Origin of the sequence: Streptomyces sp. NPDC057486 (assembly GCF_042802415.1) — a bacterium.
In the GTDB taxonomy this organism is placed as follows: domain Bacteria; phylum Actinomycetota; class Actinomycetes; order Streptomycetales; family Streptomycetaceae; genus Streptomyces; species Streptomyces yanii.
The window spans coordinates 27,981-43,868 of sequence record NZ_JBHVEE010000055.1 but is presented as its reverse complement, the minus strand read 5'-3'; the positions used below and the strand labels follow the sequence as shown (position 1 = coordinate 43,868).

Annotated in this window: 11 protein-coding genes and 1 riboswitch; of the genes, 5 read left to right on the top strand and 6 right to left on the bottom strand. The window is 71.7% G+C overall.

Annotation, left to right across the window (positions count from 1 at the left end; translation table 11 throughout):
- Positions 1–13: 13 nt before the first annotated feature.
- From ACFU6I_RS24775 to ACFU6I_RS24765, 3 genes are all read right to left on the bottom strand, one after another.
- A complete protein-coding gene (locus tag ACFU6I_RS24775) occupies positions 14–2,419 on the bottom strand; it encodes a DUF5682 family protein (protein WP_384370645.1) in 2,406 nt (801 codons plus the stop codon).
- Entirely contained in the window at positions 2,416–3,528 is a 1,113-nt protein-coding gene (locus ACFU6I_RS24770) for an AAA family ATPase (protein WP_384370643.1), read from the bottom strand. Before ACFU6I_RS24770 ends, ACFU6I_RS24775 begins: the two co-directional genes overlap by 4 nt.
- Positions 3,529–3,639: 111 nt before the next feature.
- Complete coding sequence (locus tag ACFU6I_RS24765) at positions 3,640–4,086, bottom strand: hypothetical protein (protein ID WP_384370641.1); 447 nt, start codon at positions 4,084–4,086, stop codon at positions 3,640–3,642.
- A 133-nt stretch (positions 4,087–4,219) separates the two neighbouring features.
- On the opposite strand from ACFU6I_RS24765, the gene ACFU6I_RS24760 reads away from it, so the two are divergent.
- The gene (locus tag ACFU6I_RS24760; protein ID WP_384370639.1) at positions 4,220–5,623 is read left to right on the top strand and encodes an SWIM zinc finger family protein; all 1,404 of its coding nucleotides are present in this window, start codon (positions 4,220–4,222) and stop codon (positions 5,621–5,623) included.
- Positions 5,624–5,640: 17 nt separating this feature from the next.
- Positions 5,641–7,239, top strand: a complete 1,599-nt coding sequence (locus ACFU6I_RS24755) for a DUF5691 domain-containing protein (protein WP_384370637.1) — start codon at positions 5,641–5,643, stop codon at positions 7,237–7,239.
- 159 nt (positions 7,240–7,398) lie between these two features.
- On the opposite strand, the gene ACFU6I_RS24750 is transcribed toward ACFU6I_RS24755, so the two are convergent.
- Entirely contained in the window at positions 7,399–7,812 is a 414-nt protein-coding gene (locus ACFU6I_RS24750) for a cobalamin B12-binding domain-containing protein (protein ID WP_266982434.1), read from the bottom strand.
- A 351-nt stretch (positions 7,813–8,163) separates the two neighbouring features.
- On the opposite strand from ACFU6I_RS24750, the gene ACFU6I_RS24745 reads away from it, so the two are divergent.
- Both ACFU6I_RS24745 and ACFU6I_RS24740 read left to right on the top strand, forming a co-directional pair.
- Complete coding sequence (locus tag ACFU6I_RS24745) at positions 8,164–9,027, top strand: esterase/lipase family protein (protein ID WP_384370635.1); 864 nt, start codon at positions 8,164–8,166, stop codon at positions 9,025–9,027.
- Between the two features lie 295 nt (positions 9,028–9,322).
- Positions 9,323–10,804: a M23 family metallopeptidase gene (locus ACFU6I_RS24740; protein WP_384370633.1), complete on the top strand. Its 1,482-nt coding sequence runs from the start codon at positions 9,323–9,325 to the stop codon at positions 10,802–10,804.
- A 261-nt stretch (positions 10,805–11,065) separates the two neighbouring features.
- Here ACFU6I_RS24740 and pcrA read toward each other — a convergent pair whose 3' ends face one another.
- Positions 11,066–13,519 (bottom strand): DNA helicase PcrA, encoded by a 2,454-nt coding sequence (gene pcrA / locus ACFU6I_RS24735; protein ID WP_384370631.1) that lies wholly within the window; start codon positions 13,517–13,519, stop codon positions 11,066–11,068.
- 257 nt (positions 13,520–13,776) lie between these two features.
- Positions 13,777–13,941: riboswitch (cyclic di-AMP (ydaO/yuaA leader) on the top strand.
- Here pcrA and ACFU6I_RS24730 point away from each other — a divergent pair.
- Positions 13,940–15,130 (top strand): NlpC/P60 family protein, encoded by a 1,191-nt coding sequence (locus ACFU6I_RS24730; protein ID WP_384370629.1) that lies wholly within the window; start codon positions 13,940–13,942, stop codon positions 15,128–15,130. Its footprint overlaps the riboswitch before it by 2 nt.
- A 73-nt stretch (positions 15,131–15,203) precedes the next feature.
- Here the strand turns inward: ACFU6I_RS24730 and ACFU6I_RS24725 are convergent, their stop codons facing one another.
- Entirely contained in the window at positions 15,204–15,557 is a 354-nt protein-coding gene (locus ACFU6I_RS24725; RefSeq protein WP_266982443.1) for a hypothetical protein, read from the bottom strand.
- Positions 15,558–15,888: the final 331 nt, after the last annotated feature.

The window sequence follows — 15,888 nt, the reverse complement described above, 5'->3', positions numbered from 1 at the left end:
TCCGTGACCGTCGTCATCCTGTTGCCCCCAGCGGTTCCATGGCGTTCTCGGCACCCTCTGCGCCCTCGGCGTCCAGTCCCAGCATCAGCCGCAGCACCGGCACCACCGCGTCCGCCCGCGCCTCGTCGAGGCCCGGGCCGAAGCCGGGTGCCGTCGTCCCGGCGGCGATCGCGGCCGGTGCCCCGGCGGCCGGACCGCGTCGTACGAGCTCGCCGAGCGTGCGCCGTACGCCGGCTTCGTACGCCGAGAAGGTCCGGCGCAGCAGCGGGAGCACGTCGGTGAACGTGTCGGCGGGGACACCTGCCAGCCAGGCGTCGACCAGGCCGAGCAGCCGTTCGTCGTGGACAAGGAGCATGCCGCCCCCCTCGGCCCCGCCGACGAACCCCTCGATCCAGGCCGCCGCGTCGGCCGGGGGTGTGCCGGGCGAAAGGGCGAGGCCCATCAGCCGTGCCGCGTCGTCCTCTTCGAGCCGCCCGTCGTCGAGGAGCAGCCGCGTCGAACGGCCCCGGATGACACCCGCGACGGTGTCCCGGGCGGCCAGCTTGTGCAGCACGGCTGCCCAGCGCTCGCGGAGTCCGTCGGCCTGCACGGTTCCGGCGAGCAGCCCGATCGCGGTGTGGACGCCGTCCACCTTGCGACGCAGTTCGGTGGCTCCGTCGGCGTCCAGCCCGGTGCAGGCGGGCGGCAGTCCGACGCAGATCCGCTCGGCGAGCCCGGCCGCGACCTCGCCGAGCGCCGCGGTGTCCGTGGACCGCACATCCCCGTATCGCAAGGTGCGGGCGAGGGCGGGCAGGGCGTCGGCGAGGTGGCCGACGTCCGCGTCGAGCGCGGCGCGGTCGGCGAGGGCCCGCATCACCACGGGCAGTGCCTCGGGCAGTTCGGCAAGGAGACAGCGCTCGGCGAGCGCGGTGACCTCGGCGAGGGCGGTCGTCGAGACCGCCTGGGACCCGGCCTTGGCCGTCGCCGCGGAGAGCACGGTGGTGCCCCAGGTGCCGGCCTCCGCGACCTGTACGTACAGCTCGGGTTCCCAGCGCAGCCGCCAGCTCTCCCGGAAGGTGCCGGTGCTCCCCCGCCCGGCGGCCGGTTCGCCCCAGCCGACGGCGAGGATCCGCAGCCGGTGGAGCAGCCGGCTGCGGGCCGCGTCGGTGTCCTTGCGCAGGTCGAGCTCCAACTCCCGCTCCAGCGCTTCCGGTTTGAGACGGAGCATGCGCTGCTGTCGGGTGAGGTCACGCTGCAGGGGCACGGCAGGGGCGGTGTCCGGCACCTCGCCGAGTGTCTCGCCGACGATCAGCCGGTCCCGGACGAGCGCGAGCGGCACATCGGAGCCCTCGCACATCACGGCCCGGATCGCATCGGTCGTCTCGCTCAGCCCTGCCAGCGGGCGGTCCCTCATGACGGCGAGGGTCCCGGCGAGCCGGACGGCCTCGATGACATGGGCGGACGACACGAACCGGTCCTCGTCGCGCAGGAGTCCGGCAACCTTCGTCATCCACCGCTCGATCGGGCGGTCGGCGGCCCCGAAGAGGTGTCCGTACCAGCCGGGCGAGTCGATGCCCGCCCCGTATCCGCTGCGCCGGGCGAGCCGCCGGTGCGACCAAGGCACCCAGGTCAGCTCGGCCTTGAGCTTGGGCAGCCCCTTGAGCAGGGCCCTGTCGGCGGCGAGTGTGGTCCTCGTACCGAGTGCGGGCACATGCCAGGCACCGCAGACGACCGCGACGTCGTCACCGAACTCCTTCACCGCTTTGCGGAGCTGGATGCGCATGTACGCCTCGCGGACGGCGTCCCGAGGATGCCCGCCGTCCCCGTACACATCGCGCAGGGCCGTCATCGCCTCGGCGAGCGCGGCGAACGGTGCCCGTGGGTCGACGGCCTCATCGCCCTGGGTGCGGTGTTCGACGACGTCCTCCCACCATCGCTCCGGATCGTCGTATCCCGCTGTCTCGGCCAGCACGCCGATGGGGTCGATCGGGGCATGCCCGGGTGAGCCTCCCGGAGCCGGCTCCCCGGCCACGCCCCCGTCCGCGCCCCCGGTCCCGTCCGCTTCACCGCCCCCGTCCGGTTCGCGTGCCGCTGCCTGTGTCATGGCCAGGGAGTTCGCCGCGGGCAGGTCGATGAAGCGGACCGGCACGTCGTGCGCCAGCGCCCAGCGGATCGCGACCCACTCGGGCGAGAAGGCGGCCATCGGCCAGAACGCCGCCTGTCCCGGGTCGTCCACGGAATGGGCGAGCAGCGCGACCGGCGGTCGCATCCGCTCGTCGGCAGCCAGCGGCAGCAGTGCGTCACCCTCGGGAGGCCCCTCGATGAGCACCGCCTGCGGGCGGGCGGCTTCCAACGCCGCACGGACGGCTCGGGCCGAGCCCGGCCCGTGGTGCCGCACCCCCAGCAGCAGCGGTCCGACGGGACGCGCGGCCCGGGTCATGCGGATACCTCGCGGCAGGCGCGGTAGAAGTCCTTCCAGCCGTCCCGCTCCCGGACCACGGTCTCCAGGTACTCCTGCCAGACCACCCGGTCCGCCGCCGGGTCCCGGACGACCGCGCCGAGGATGCCGGCCGCGACATCGCCGGGGCGCAGCACTCCGTCGCCGAAGTGGGCTGCGAGCGCGAGGCCGTTGGTGACGACGGAGATGGCCTCGGCCGTGGACAGCGTGCCCGACGGGGACTTGAGCTTGGTGCGCCCGTCCGTCGTGATGCCGTCGCGCAGTTCGCGGAAGACCGTGACCACCCGTCGGATCTCGGCCATGCCGTCGGGCACGGCCGGAAGGTCGAGCGAGCGCCCCATCTGGTCGACGCGCCGGGAAACGATGTCGACCTCGGCGTCGGGCGTGGCGGGCAGCGGCAGCACGACCGTGTTGAACCGGCGGCGCAGGGCGCTGGACAGCTCATTGACCCCGCGGTCGCGGTCGTTGGCCGTCGCGATGACATTGAATCCCCGGACGGCCTGGACCTCCTGGCCCAGCTCCGGAACGGGGAGCGTCTTTTCCGACAGGATCGTGATGAGCGAGTCCTGCACATCGGCGGGGATGCGGGTGAGCTCCTCGATCCGCGCGGTCATGCCCTCGGACATGGCACGCATGAGCGGGCTGGGCACCAGTGCGTCGCGGCTGGGGCCGTGTGCCAGCAACTGTGCGTAGTTCCACCCGTAGCGGACGGCTTCCTCGGGCGTGCCCGCCGTGCCCTGGACGAGCAGTGTCGAGTCGCCGCTGACAGCGGCCGCGAGGTGCTCGGAGACCCAGGTCTTGGCGGTGCCGGGAACCCCGAGGAGCAGCAGGGCCCGGTCGGTGGCGAGTGTGGTCACGGCGACCTCGACGAGGCGGCGCGGGCCGACGTACTTGGGTGTGATCACCGTGCCGTCGGGCAGGGTGCCGCCGAGCAGGTAGGTGGCGACGGCCCACGGAGACAGCTGCCAACGGGCGGGCCGCGGGCGGTCGTCGGCCGCGGCAAGGGCCTTCAGCTCATGGGCGAAGGCGTCCTCGGCATGCGGCCGCAGGGCCTGGACGCCGACGGTGGCGGTGGTTTCGGACACGGTCATGGATCCCCCTCCAGATCGGTCGACCTGATGTGGTTCCCACCGTGCACCATGCCACTGACAACCGGCCCCGACCGCAGGTCGGGGCCGATCCAGCGGCTACGGGCGGGGAGTTCAGCCGGCCACCGGCGAGACCGCGACGCAGCCGCCGCCGGTGATGAGTCCCTCGCCCTCGGCCTCCTTGATGACCTTGCCCTTGTACGTGATCGAGCAGGCGACGTCGTCCCCGGTCTCGTCCAGGGCGATCGGCATGACGGCGGGCGGCATGATGCCGCGCAGCGTGACGGTCTTCCGCCACGGCAGGGTCGGGGACTTGACCGTCTCGATCTCCGGGTCCATGGCCTTGCCCCCGCCCGCGTGGAACTGGATCTCGTCGACGCTCGTACCGGTGACCTCGTAGGTGACTTCGTACGTCTCGTTCACGGCCTTGTCCACCTGATCGACGGACTCGGAGCAGGCCCCGAGGCCCACGGCGAGACCGAGGACGACGGCTGCGGAGACGGCAGTCCGGACGGTGCGGGCGTTACGGAATTTGTGGATGCTGCGGACGGTGTGACTCATCGGTCGATCCCCCCGGATTCAACGGTCGGTACCTCGCAGCGAATCGCAAAGGGAGAGTAAAGTCAAGCTACTTGCGCGACGACGAAATGGCAGGTCAGCATGATTGTCAGTGGCGCGTTCTACCGTCGTTCCCATGCTGCTATCTCACGGGGGAGAACCCTTGCGCACCGCCGACCCGGCGGCGCGCTGGACGGTGGAGCAGGTCCTGGCCCTGGCTCCTGACGAGGCATCACGCAAGGCGGGGAGCAAGCTCGGTTCGACCGGACCGTGGTCGGGTGGCGGGTGTGACGGTTCGGGTGCGGTGTGGGGGCTGTGCAAGGGCAGCGGAAGCAAGCCGTATCAAACGGTGGTCGACACGACCGGCCCTGCGTACAGGTGCAGTTGCCCCAGCCGGAAGTTCCCGTGCAAGCACGCGCTGGGCCTGCTGCTGGTCTGGGCTTCCGGCGCATCGGCCCTGCCCGCGGACGAGGTGCCGGACTGGGCCGACGAGTGGCTGACGGGCCGTCGCAAGCGCGCAGAGGCCAAGGGGGAGAAGGGCGGGCCGGGGGCGGGCGGCGCCTCGGCCGCGGGCCCGGCCGACCCGGAGGCCGCCCGGCGGCGCGCCGAGCGGCGGGCCGGGCGGATCACCGGCGGTGCACAGGAGCTGGAGCAGCGGCTGATGGATCTGCTGCGCGGCGGTCTGGCGGCGGCCGACCGGTCGGGGTACGGGCTGTGGGAGGAGACGGCGGCCCGCATGGTCGACGCTCAGGCGCCGGGACTTGCCGGCCGGGTCCGGGAGTTGGGGGCGATCCCGGCGTCCGGCGCCGGCTGGCCGGCGCGGTTGCTCCAGGAGTGCGCGCTGCTGCATCTGCTGGACACCGCCTGGCTGGGCATCGACCGGCTGCCGGAGCCGCTGGCCGCGACGGTCCGTACGCGGGTGGGGCTGACATCCCCCGCCGACGGCGTCCCGGTCCGTGACCGGTGGCTGGTCCTCGCCCAGTACGACACCCCGGACGGCAAGATCGTCACGCGTCGGATCTGGCTGCACGGAAGCGACTCGGGCCGCACCGCACTGCTGCTGTCCTTCGGAGCGGCCGGGCGCTCCCCGGGGCAGGCCCTGCCGGTGGGCGTCACGCTCGACGCCGAGCTCACGCCGTACCAGGGAGCCGGGCAGCTACGGGCCGAGCTGGGCGCGCAGTTCGGTGCGCCGATGCCGTCCGGCACTCCCCCTCGGGGCTCGACGACCGCGGGCGCGGTCGCCGCGTACGGGCGCGCCCTGCGGGACGACCCCTGGCTGGAGTCCTGGCCGGTGACCCTGCGCGAGGTCGTACCGGTGCCGTCGGGCGACGGCTGGCAACTGGCGGACGCCACAGGCGGTACGGCCCTGCCCGTCGTCCCGTCGGCGCTGTCCCGGCCGGGTCTGTGGAAGCTCGTCGCGCTGTCCGGCGGCGCGCCCCTCACGGTGTTCGGCGAATGCGGCCACCGCGGCTTCGACCCGCTCGCCGCCTGGGCCGACGGCTCCGACGGCGGTGCGGCCGAGACCGTGCCGCTCATCTGACCCCTGGAGGAGGACCGATGCCCAGTACAACCACCCCGTGGGAAGAGCTCGTCACCTCGGCGTTGCTCGGCACCGATCGCCGACCGTCATCGGCGGGCGGCGATCGGGGGCCGGTCGCGCTCCTGGACGCGGCGGCGCTCCACACCGTCCGGCACAGAGCCGGACTGCTTCCCGCGCCCGCGGCCGCTCGGCCGGGGACGGCACCCGCCGACCTCCGGCCGCCCCTGCCGCCGGCCGCGCGGCGCAGACTCGCCCAGCTGCTCGCCGACCGGTCGGCGCCGAGCGGTGCGGGCGGCCGGCGCGGTGCCGCGCCGGATCTCACCGAGCTGATCCCGCAGTGGCTGGCCACAGCCGGTCTGCACGGCTACCGGGCGCCGGAGGCGCTGCTCCCGGCACTTTTGGACGCGGCCCGCGCCCGTACCGACCTGCGGCCGCAGGCCCTGGCGTTCGCCGGGCCGCGTGGGCTGTGGCTGGCCCGGCTGAACCCCGACTGGAGGTTCGCACTGCGCGGCTCGTCCGGCGGCGCGCCGCGGCCCGAGGTGACAGACCCGGAGGCGGTGCGCCGGCTGTGGGAGGAGGGCTTGTTCGCCGAGCGCGTCGCCCTGCTCGGGGCCGTACGAGCACATGATCCGGGGAGCGCGCTCGCGCTGCTGACCAGCACGTGGCCGACGGAGCGTGCCGAGGACCGGCTGATGTTCGTGGACTCGCTGCGTACCGGCCTGTCCGGTGCGGACGAACCGTTCCTGGAGCAGGCGCTCTCCGACCGCAGCCGCAATGTCCGCGCGACGGCCGCCGAGCTGCTGTCCGCGCTGCCGGAGTCGGCGCTGGCCGGGCGGATGGCGTCCCGTGCGGCGTCATGCGTGAACCCGGACCTGACGGCCGGTTCCGCGTCCATCGCCGTGGAGGCGCCGCATGAATGCGATGCGGAGATGCAGCGCGACGGCGTGGTCGCGACGCCGCCGTCCGGCCGGGGCGAACGGTCGTGGTGGCTGGGCCAGTTGGTGGAGTCGACCCCGCTGTCCACCTGGCCGGCGCGGTTCGGCGGGCGCACGGCACAGGAGATCGTCGCGCTGCCCGTCGCCGACGGCTGGGGTGAGGAACTGCACGCGGCGTGGTGCCGGGCAGCGGTACGACAGCGAGACCCGGAGTGGGCCCGCGCGCTGCTGGGCGCCCCCTCCGTACCCCCGTCGAACGGCCCCGGCACGGTGTCGCTCGCCGAGCACTCCAAGCTCCTCGCCACACTGCCCGGTACGGAACGGGCCGCGTGGGTGGCCGACTTCATTGCCGCGCACGGGCTGTCCGAGGCGTTCCAGCTCCTGGGGGTCTGCACGGTTCCCTGGGCGGAGCCACTCGGCAGATCGGTCGTCGACGCGCTCGACATCGCCCGCGACGCGGGGAGCTATCCGTGGAGCTTCAGCGGCGTGATGGGTCTCGCCGAGCGCTGTCTGAACCCGGCGGAGGCGGACCGCCTGGAGGTCCTCACGACGACACCGGACGAGCCGGAGGGCGCGTCGCCGGGAGCCGCCGGCTACTGGTCGGAGGCGTTCCAGCGCCTGGTCTCCACCCTGCGGCTGCGCGCGGCGATGGAGGAGGAGCTGCTACCGGAGGCGGCGTAGGGGGTGCGGCGGCGGATTGCGCTGCCTGCGCCGCGCTGCGTCCTCGATCTCCCCCGGGGTCTCCAGGGCGGCGGAACCCCTTCGACGGAGCCGGCCTCGCACCGGGCGGGCGACCGAGGACGCAGGGCACCGGACGGGTCAGCGCCCCGGCCCGCCCGGTCAGGCGTCTGCGGACTGGCGGACGTTGGCGTTCACCCAGTCGACGATCGAGCCCGTCGTCGCCCCCGGGGTGAAGATCGCCGCGACGCCCTGCTCCTTCAGCGGTGCGATGTCCGCCTCCGGGATGATGCCGCCGCCGAACACCTTGATGTCCTCCGCGTCGCGCTCCTTCAGGAGCTCGATCACCTTGGCGAAGAGCGTGTTGTGCGCGCCGGAGAGGATCGAGAGGCCGATCGCGTCGGCGTCCTCCTGGATCGCGGTGTCGACGATCTGCTCGGGCGTCTGGTGGAGCCCGGTGTAGATGACCTCCATACCGGCGTCGCGCAGCGCCCGCGCGATCACCTTCGCCCCGCGGTCATGGCCGTCGAGGCCCGGCTTGGCCACCACCACACGGATCGGACCGGTCACACCCATCACTGCCTCCACATGCGTCTCCCGTGCCGGAAAGGGCCGGGGATGTGAACGAACGTTATCGACAGCATCCCGCAACCCGCCGTTTCGCGGTGGGCCGGGAGGGGGAAATCACACCTGGGACATGTTCACCGGGCCCCGTTCCCGCATCACGCGGCATGGCTGCCGCGCGGGCCACGGAGGCCAGGGGAGCCGCTACGAGGTCGCCGTACCACCGCGCCGTCAGCCGCACGGCACGGTGGTACGGCTCGTCGACAGGTGGTCGGACCAGCCACCCACGCCTCTGCCACGGCACCCCATGAGGGCATACGGGGACCTGAGCCGCCTCCCGTGCGCCGAAGCAGGAGGTCGGCCATGAAGGTCCTGCCTTTTCTTCCGCTGCTGCTGCGCCAGCCGTGTCTGCGTCGCACCTGGCTGTCATCGGCACTGCTGAGAGCCACCGCGCTGGAGCTGGTCGTGCTCGTCGGGCACGTGCTCCTCTACCCCTCGGGCATGACCGGGGAGCGGCATGACGCGACGCCCCCGCCCGAACAGCCGCCCACCGCACCGGCCGGAACCCGGGCCCTGCCCACCGAGAGCCCCGAGCGGCGGCCCGTCGTGCTCCTGCACGGGTTCATCGACAACCGCTCCGTCTTCGTCCTGCTGCGCCGCTCCCTGGCCCGGCACGGCTGGCACCATCTGGAGTCCCTCAACTACTCACCGCTCACGTGTGACATCCGCACGGCCGCCGAACTTCTCGGCCGGCATGTCGAGGAGATCTGCACCCGCACCGGGCACCACGAGGTCGACGTCGTCGGCCACAGCCTCGGTGGCCTGATCGCCCGTTATTACGTGCAGCGACTCGGCGGTGACCGACGGGTCCACACCCTGGTCACCCTCGGCACCCCGCACGGCGGCACCGCCGTCGCCCCGGTGGCCAGCGCGCACCCGATCGTGCGCCAGATGCGCAGCGATTCCGCCCCGATCGAGGAACTGCGCCGCCCCGCACCCGACTGCCGCACCCGGTTCGTGAGCTTCTGGAGCGAGCTGGACCAGGTGATCGTCCCGGTCGAGGCGGCCTGCATCGATCATCCGGACCTCGATGCGCTGAACGTGCGCGTCACCGGGATCGGCCACCTCGCACTGCCGGTCCACCCGGCGGTCGCCGCCGGGATCCGGCAGGCACTGGAGTCCCCGGAATCGGCCACCGGACTCCTGGGAGCCGCCTCGGTCGCCTGAGGGACCGGAGTCCCTCACGGGCACAAGGCCGCCACGCCGTGCCGGGGGCATACCCCCGGGCGCCATGGCCGCCCGGAGCACGCTCACAAATAGAACGCGTTTCGAACATAGAGCCAAGGCTCTGTGCACAGTCCGCCGAAAGACGGCCGATTGCCCGTTTCCTGCGGGCCCGGGACCCGAGGAAGATTGTCGCCGTCACGTACTGCCGGGTACAGTCGCGGCCACTGCTTTCCCCCTGGGATTCCCCCACCGGACCCCAGACCCAGGTCCTGCTGCCGAGGCGAGAGAGAAGTTGGTGAACGACCAGCACCCCTACGCCGGGTATGTCGGTTACGACAGCCACTCCACGGGCAGCTTCGACAGCGACCCGCTGTTCGGCTCCCTCCCTGGCAGCCACGACGGCACGTACGACACCACCGGCTACAGCAGCGGCAACGGCACCGGACAGGCCGGATACAGCGGCCAGTACGACTCCGTCCAGTGGGACACCGGCGCGCATCAGACCGTCGCGTACGACCCCTATGCCGCGTACGGGACCCAGCACCCGCAGCAGTACGACACCACCGCGACCTGGATGCCGGAAGCCCCGGGCATCCCCGCGCAGGGCGGCTCTCCGGACGCGTCGGGCCAGTGGGACACCAACGGCTGGCACCAGAACGGCCAGTGGGCGACGACCGGGACGGCCGCCTACGACACCGGCGCATACGACGCCACTGCCTGGAACACCGGCGCCACGCCCGAGCACGAACAGCAAACCGCGCAAACCGCGCACGAGTCGTACGAACCCGAACAGGCCGCGTACGAGGCGTACGAGGACCAGGGTTCCCACGCTCCGTACGAGCCCTACTCGCCCGCAGGGACCGTGGAGCCCGCGGACCTCACCGCGACCTCCGAGTTCGGCGTCGCCGACCTGGATCCGGACCTCGACGCCGATACGGACGACGCGGCAGACCGGGCGGACCACGCGGCGGAGCACATCGCCGACATCCCCCGCCCTGCGAGCCGTTCCGTCACCCGCGGCGGCGGTGGCAGTCGCAGCCGTCGTCGCACCCCCGCCAAGCGTTCCGCTCTTCTCACCGTCGCCGTCCCCTCCGCCTGCGTGATGAGCGTCGCCGGTATCGCCGCCGCCTCCGTCGGCGGACTGGGCAGCGGCGAGGACACCAAGGACGACACCACGTCGATGGCGGCCGCCGACCTCGGCAGCGTCAAGCCGGCCGACGCCAACAACAAGCTGGACACCCAGCTCGCCAACCTCAGCGCCGACGCCGAGAACTTCGCCGACCGCGCCAGCCGCACCCAGGAGCGCATCGACCTGAGGGAGCGGCAGGCCGCCGAGAAGAAGAAGCGCGAGGAGGAGGCCGCCCGGAAAGAGGCGCTGCGGCCCAAGTTCCTCCTGCCGGTCAAGCAGCACGGCCTCAGCGCCTACTACGGCCAGGCGGGCGTCAACTGGATGTCCGTGCACACGGGCATCGACTTCCCCGTCTCGTACGGCACTCCGGTGATGGCCGCGACCGACGGCACCGTACGCACCCAGTGGAACAGCGCCTACGGGAACATGGCCATCGTCACCACGGCCGACGGCACCGAGACCTGGTACTGCCATCTGAGCAGCACCAGGATCCGCTCGGGCCCGGTCAAGGCCGGTGACGTCATCGCGTACTCCGGGAACTCCGGCAACTCCACCGGCCCGCACCTGCACTTCGAGGTCCGGCCCGGTGGCGGAGCGGCCATAGACCCGCTGCCCTGGCTCCGCAGCCACGGCCTCGACCCGACCTGAGCAGCAGAGTCCGGCACGGCACAGGCCCCGCCCGTCGGCAGGGGCGGGCGCCCTCGCCCGCCCGTCGGCTCCGGAGCGGACCCCCTGGGGCGTGTGTCGGAAGTCCCGCCTGCCCCGCGACGCCCGGCGCGCACGCTCGCTGCGTTGTCGGGCGCGCCCGAGTACGTCCAGTACGAGGACGACCCTCCGCCTTGCGATCGCACGCACCGGACGCCGCCGGGCCCACCCTTCGGGCGGACGGCGGGACTTCCGACACACGCCCTAGAGCTTCTCCACCGGCGCGTACCGCAGCAGCAGCTTCTTCGGTCGTTCGTCCCCGAAGTCGACCGTCGCCTTCGCCTGGTCGCCGATCCCCTCGACCGCCGTCACCGTGCCGAGCCCGAACTGGTCGTGCGTGACCCGGTCCCCGACCACCAGCGTGACCGTCGGCTTGTCCGAGGTACGCCGGGTCGCGAAGCCCGAGGGGCCCGAGCGGGCGCGCGACGAGGACAGCGACGACGTGATCCCCGACGTCGGTCCGGCCGGGGCCGCCATCGGCCCGGTCCGCTTCCACTCCAGGTGCTGGTCCGGGATCTCCTCCAGGAACCGCGACGGCGGGTTGTACGAGGGCTGGCCCCACGCACTGCGCATCGCCGCCCGGGTCAGGTACAGCCGCTCACGGGCACGGGTGATGCCGACGTACGCGAGGCGCCGCTCCTCCTCCAGTTCCTTGACCTGTCCCAGGGCGCGCATGTGCGGGAAGACGCCGTCCTCCATGCCGGTCAGGAACACCACCGGGAATTCGAGCCCCTTGGCCGTGTGCAGCGTCATCAGCGTGATGACGCCGGAGCCGTCCTCGTCCTCGTCGGGGATCTGGTCGGAGTCGGCCACGAGCGCGACCTTCTCCAGGAACTCGGCGAGCGTGCCCGTGCCCGCACCTTCCTCCCCGGCGGACTCCCCCCGCTCCTGCTCGAATTCGAGCGCGACGGCGGCGAGTTCCTGGAGGTTCTCGATCCGCGTCTCGTCCTGCGGGTCCGTGGACGCCTGGAGCTCGGCGAGATAGCCGGTCCGTTCCAGCACCGCCTCCAGCACCACGGCGGGGCCCGCGCCGGACTCGACGATCGTGCGCAGCTCCTCCATCAGCGTGTTGAACCGCTTGACGGCGTTGGCCGAGCGGGCCGCCATGCCGTACGCCTCGTCGACGCGGCGCAGTGCCTGCGGGAACGTGATCTTCTCGCGCAGCGACAGTGCGTCGATCATCGCCTCGGCGCGATCGCCGATACCGCGCTTGGGAACGTTGAGGATGCGGCGCAGCGGGACGGTGTCCTCGGGGTTGGCGAGGACCCGGAGATAGGCCAGGATGTCCCGGACCTCCTTGCGCTCGTAGAAGCGCACGCCGCCGACGACCTTGTAGGGCAGGCCGACGCGGATGAAGATCTCTTCGAAGACACGGGACTGAGCGTTCGTCCGGTAGAAGATCGCGACGTCGCCGGCCTTCGCGTCGCCCGCGTCGGTCAGCCGGTCGATCTCGTCGGCGACGAACTGCGCCTCGTCGTGCTCGGTGTCCGCGACATAGCCGGTGATCCGGGCGCCCTCGCCCGCGTTCGTCCAGAGGTTCTTGGGGCGGCGGCTCTCGTTGCGCTCGATGACCGCGTTGGCGGCGGAGAGGATCGTCTGCGTGGAGCGGTAGTTCTGCTCCAGCAGGATCGTCGTCGCGTTCGGGTAGTCCTCCTCGAACTGGAGGATGTTGCGGATCGTCGCGCCGCGGAAGGCGTAGATCGACTGGTCGGCGTCACCCACGACGCAGAGCTCGGCGGGGGCGTCGGCCTCTCCGGCCGGGCCGACCAGCTCGCGTACGAGCGTGTACTGCGCGTGGTTGGTGTCCTGGTACTCGTCGACGAGGACGTGCCGGAAGCGGCGTCGGTAGTGCTCGGCGACGTCGGGGAACGCCTGGAGCAGATGGACCGTCGTCATGATGATGTCGTCGAAGTCCAGTGCGTTGGCCTCGCGCAGCCGGGACTGGTACATCGCGTACGCCTGGGCGAGCGTCTTCTCGAAGCCGTCCGCGGCCTGGCCGGCGAAGGTCTCCTCGTCGATCAGCTCGTTCTTCAGGTTCGAGACCTTGGCCGTGAACGACTTCGGCGGGAAGCGCTTCGGGTCGAGGTCCAGATCGCGGCAGACCAGGGCCATCAGCCGCTTGGAGTCGGCCGCGTCGTAGATCGAGAACGACGAGGTGAAGCCGAGCCGCTTCGACTCGCGGCGCAGGATCCGCACGCACGCGCTGTGGAACGTCATGACCCACATGGCGTTGGCGCGCGGTCCGACGAGCTGCTCGACGCGCTCCTTCATCTCGCCCGCGGCCTTGTTGGTGAAGGTGATCGCGAGGATCTGGCCGGGGTGCACGCCCCGCTCGGCCAGCAGGTGGGCGATCCGGTGGGTGAGCACCCGGGTCTTGCCGGAGCCCGCGCCGGCGACGATGAGCAGCGGCGATCCGGCGTGAACGACCGCGGCGCGCTGCTCGGTGTTCAGCCCGTCGAGCAGGGCGGCGGAGTCGATGGCGGGGCGGTGGGCGCCGTCCCGGTAGTACGCGTCCCGGTGCGGCGGGGGCGCGTCGAAGACACCCGCGAAGAGGTCCTCCGGCACCGCTTCGGGTGCGGAGTCCTCGGGGGGCGGCGGGGGTTCTTCCTCCGAGTGCTGGAGGCCGGCCAGGAAACTGTCGTCAAAGAGGCTGCTCATCGCCTCACGAGTCTAGGGCGACGCACCGACACTCTGCGGCCGCATGGGAAAGCGCGACCGGAAGGCACCTACGCACGGAGAGCGCCCACCCACGCCCCGTAAGGGAATCGGGGCCCGGACCGCCTCCTCCGACCTCTCTTCACCAAGGTCACGAAAACGTATCGGGCATATCGAACATCAAGCTTCACAGCGGCACCACGGTTGGCTAGCGTGCTCCGTCGGGCGGCCCGTACCCCCTTGAGGCGAACCACGCCGAGCGGGCTCCCCCGCCGAATCCGCGCTGCCCACAGGGAAGTTCGGAACCGGGGACCCACATGCGAAACCGGGGTGAATCGGTCTGTATCCCCACTCGGACCGTAGGGCAGCCTTCCGTTCCGCCCGAACCCGACAGCTAACCCGGTAGGCGGTCCACGGAAGGAGATGCCGGCTTTGGCATCGCATCGCAAACCGCGCAGCCGGGTACGCACCACCACCCCCGCCGTCGGGCTCACGACGGCCGCACTGGCAGGCGTGACCCTGCTGTCGACCCAGAGCGCCACGGCCGCCCCGAGCGCACCCAAGCCCAGCATCGAGGACGTGCAGAAGAAGGTCGACGACCTCTACCGGCAGGCGGGCACCGCGACCCAGCAGTACAACCAGGCGAAGGAGGCCTCCGCCAAGCAGCGCGGCAAGGTCGACGCCCTGCTGGAGGACGTGGCCGAGCGCGCCGACAAGCTGAACGAGGCGCGCAGAACACTCGGCAACTACGCGGCCGCGCAGTACCGCACCGGCTCCATCGCCCCGACCGCCACCTTCTTCCTGGCCGACGACCCGCAGTCGTACTTCGACCAGAACCAGCTGATGAACCGGATGACCGCCCAGCAGCAGAAGGCGGTCACGGACTTCCGTACGCAGCAGGCAGCGGCGGCGAAGAAGCGCGCCGAGGCGACGAAGAGCCTGGAGACGCTCACCGAGTCCCAGGCCACGCTCCGGACCAGCAAGCAATCCGTCCAGAAGAAGCTGGGCGAGGCGCGCACGATGCTGTCGAAGCTGACGGCCGAGGAGAAGGCGCGGCTGGCGGCACTGGAGCGCGAGAAGGAGGCGGAGGCCAAGCGCAAGGCGGAGGAACTCGCCCGCCGGCAGGCCGCCGCCAAGGCCGAGGCGGACCGCAAGGCCCAGGAGGCGGCGAAGAAGGCCGCCTCCACCAGCGGCACGGGCACGGGGGCGGGCACGGGCACGGGAACCGGGACCGGGACCGGGACCGGCTCGGACACCAGTGCCACCACGAAGGCCGAGAAGGTTCTCGCCTTCGCCCGCGCCCAGATCGGCAAGCCGTACGTCTGGGGAGCGACGGGCCCCTCCTCGTACGACTGCTCAGGGCTGACCCAGGCCGCCTGGAAGGCGGCGGGCGTCGACATCCCCCGCACCACCTGGGACCAGGTGAAGATCGGCACCCGGATAGCCACGGCCGACCTGCAACCGGGCGACCTCGTCTTCTTCTACGACGACATCAGCCACGTCGGTATCTACAAGGGCGACGGCATGATGATCCACGCCCCGAAGCCCGGGGCGAACGTCCGCGAGGAGTCGATCTACTACATGCCGATCTACGGCAGCGTGCGCCCGGCGTGACGCCGAGCTCCTCCAAGGAGTGAGCCCCTGCCGGGTCCGGCAGGGGCTCGCTTCTCGTGCGGGTGGGTCCGGCTCAGGTCCAGAGTGTCGCGATGAAGATGTTGGCGACCGTCAGTCCGCCGACCGCCGCGAACACGCCCTTCTCGACCTTCTCCTCGTCCCGCTTGATGTAGACCAGCGCGAGGATCACCACCAGGACCGCCAGCTTCACGCCGATCTTGATGTTGTTGACCGGGTGGTCGTCGGCCTGGTTGAGCCCGACCAGCGCGACACCGGTGACCAGCATGGTCAGCGCTCCGTGCAGCATCGCCGGGACGAAGCGTGCCGTGCCCGCGCCCATCGCCTTCATCTGGGTCAGGAAGCCGCCCAGGAGGGCGGCGATGCCGATGATGTGCAGCGCGACGAAGACATTGATGAGTACGTCCATGAGGCCGCAGCCTAGCCGGGGCCATATCACCCCTCTTCGGCGAGGTGGGGGCTACCCGGCATTTCGCTCGCATCTGTACCAATTGCCTGACTCTGACGGAATTTTCCAGTCACTCGGCGACAATACATTGCCAAATTCGGGCAATAGCCGTCATTGCGACTCTTCCTCGCGCCCCGGGCTTAGCGTCCCTGTCCAGGTGGCCGGCTTCACCACCGCTCCGCACCCGGACGGCAGCCCGGTCACCCCGCCGAGAAATCCGGCGGCGGGCCGCTCCCCCTGTTGGTGTCCCGCCGCCGGACCTCAGCGGCCCGCCGGTAGGCCCCGACGGGCA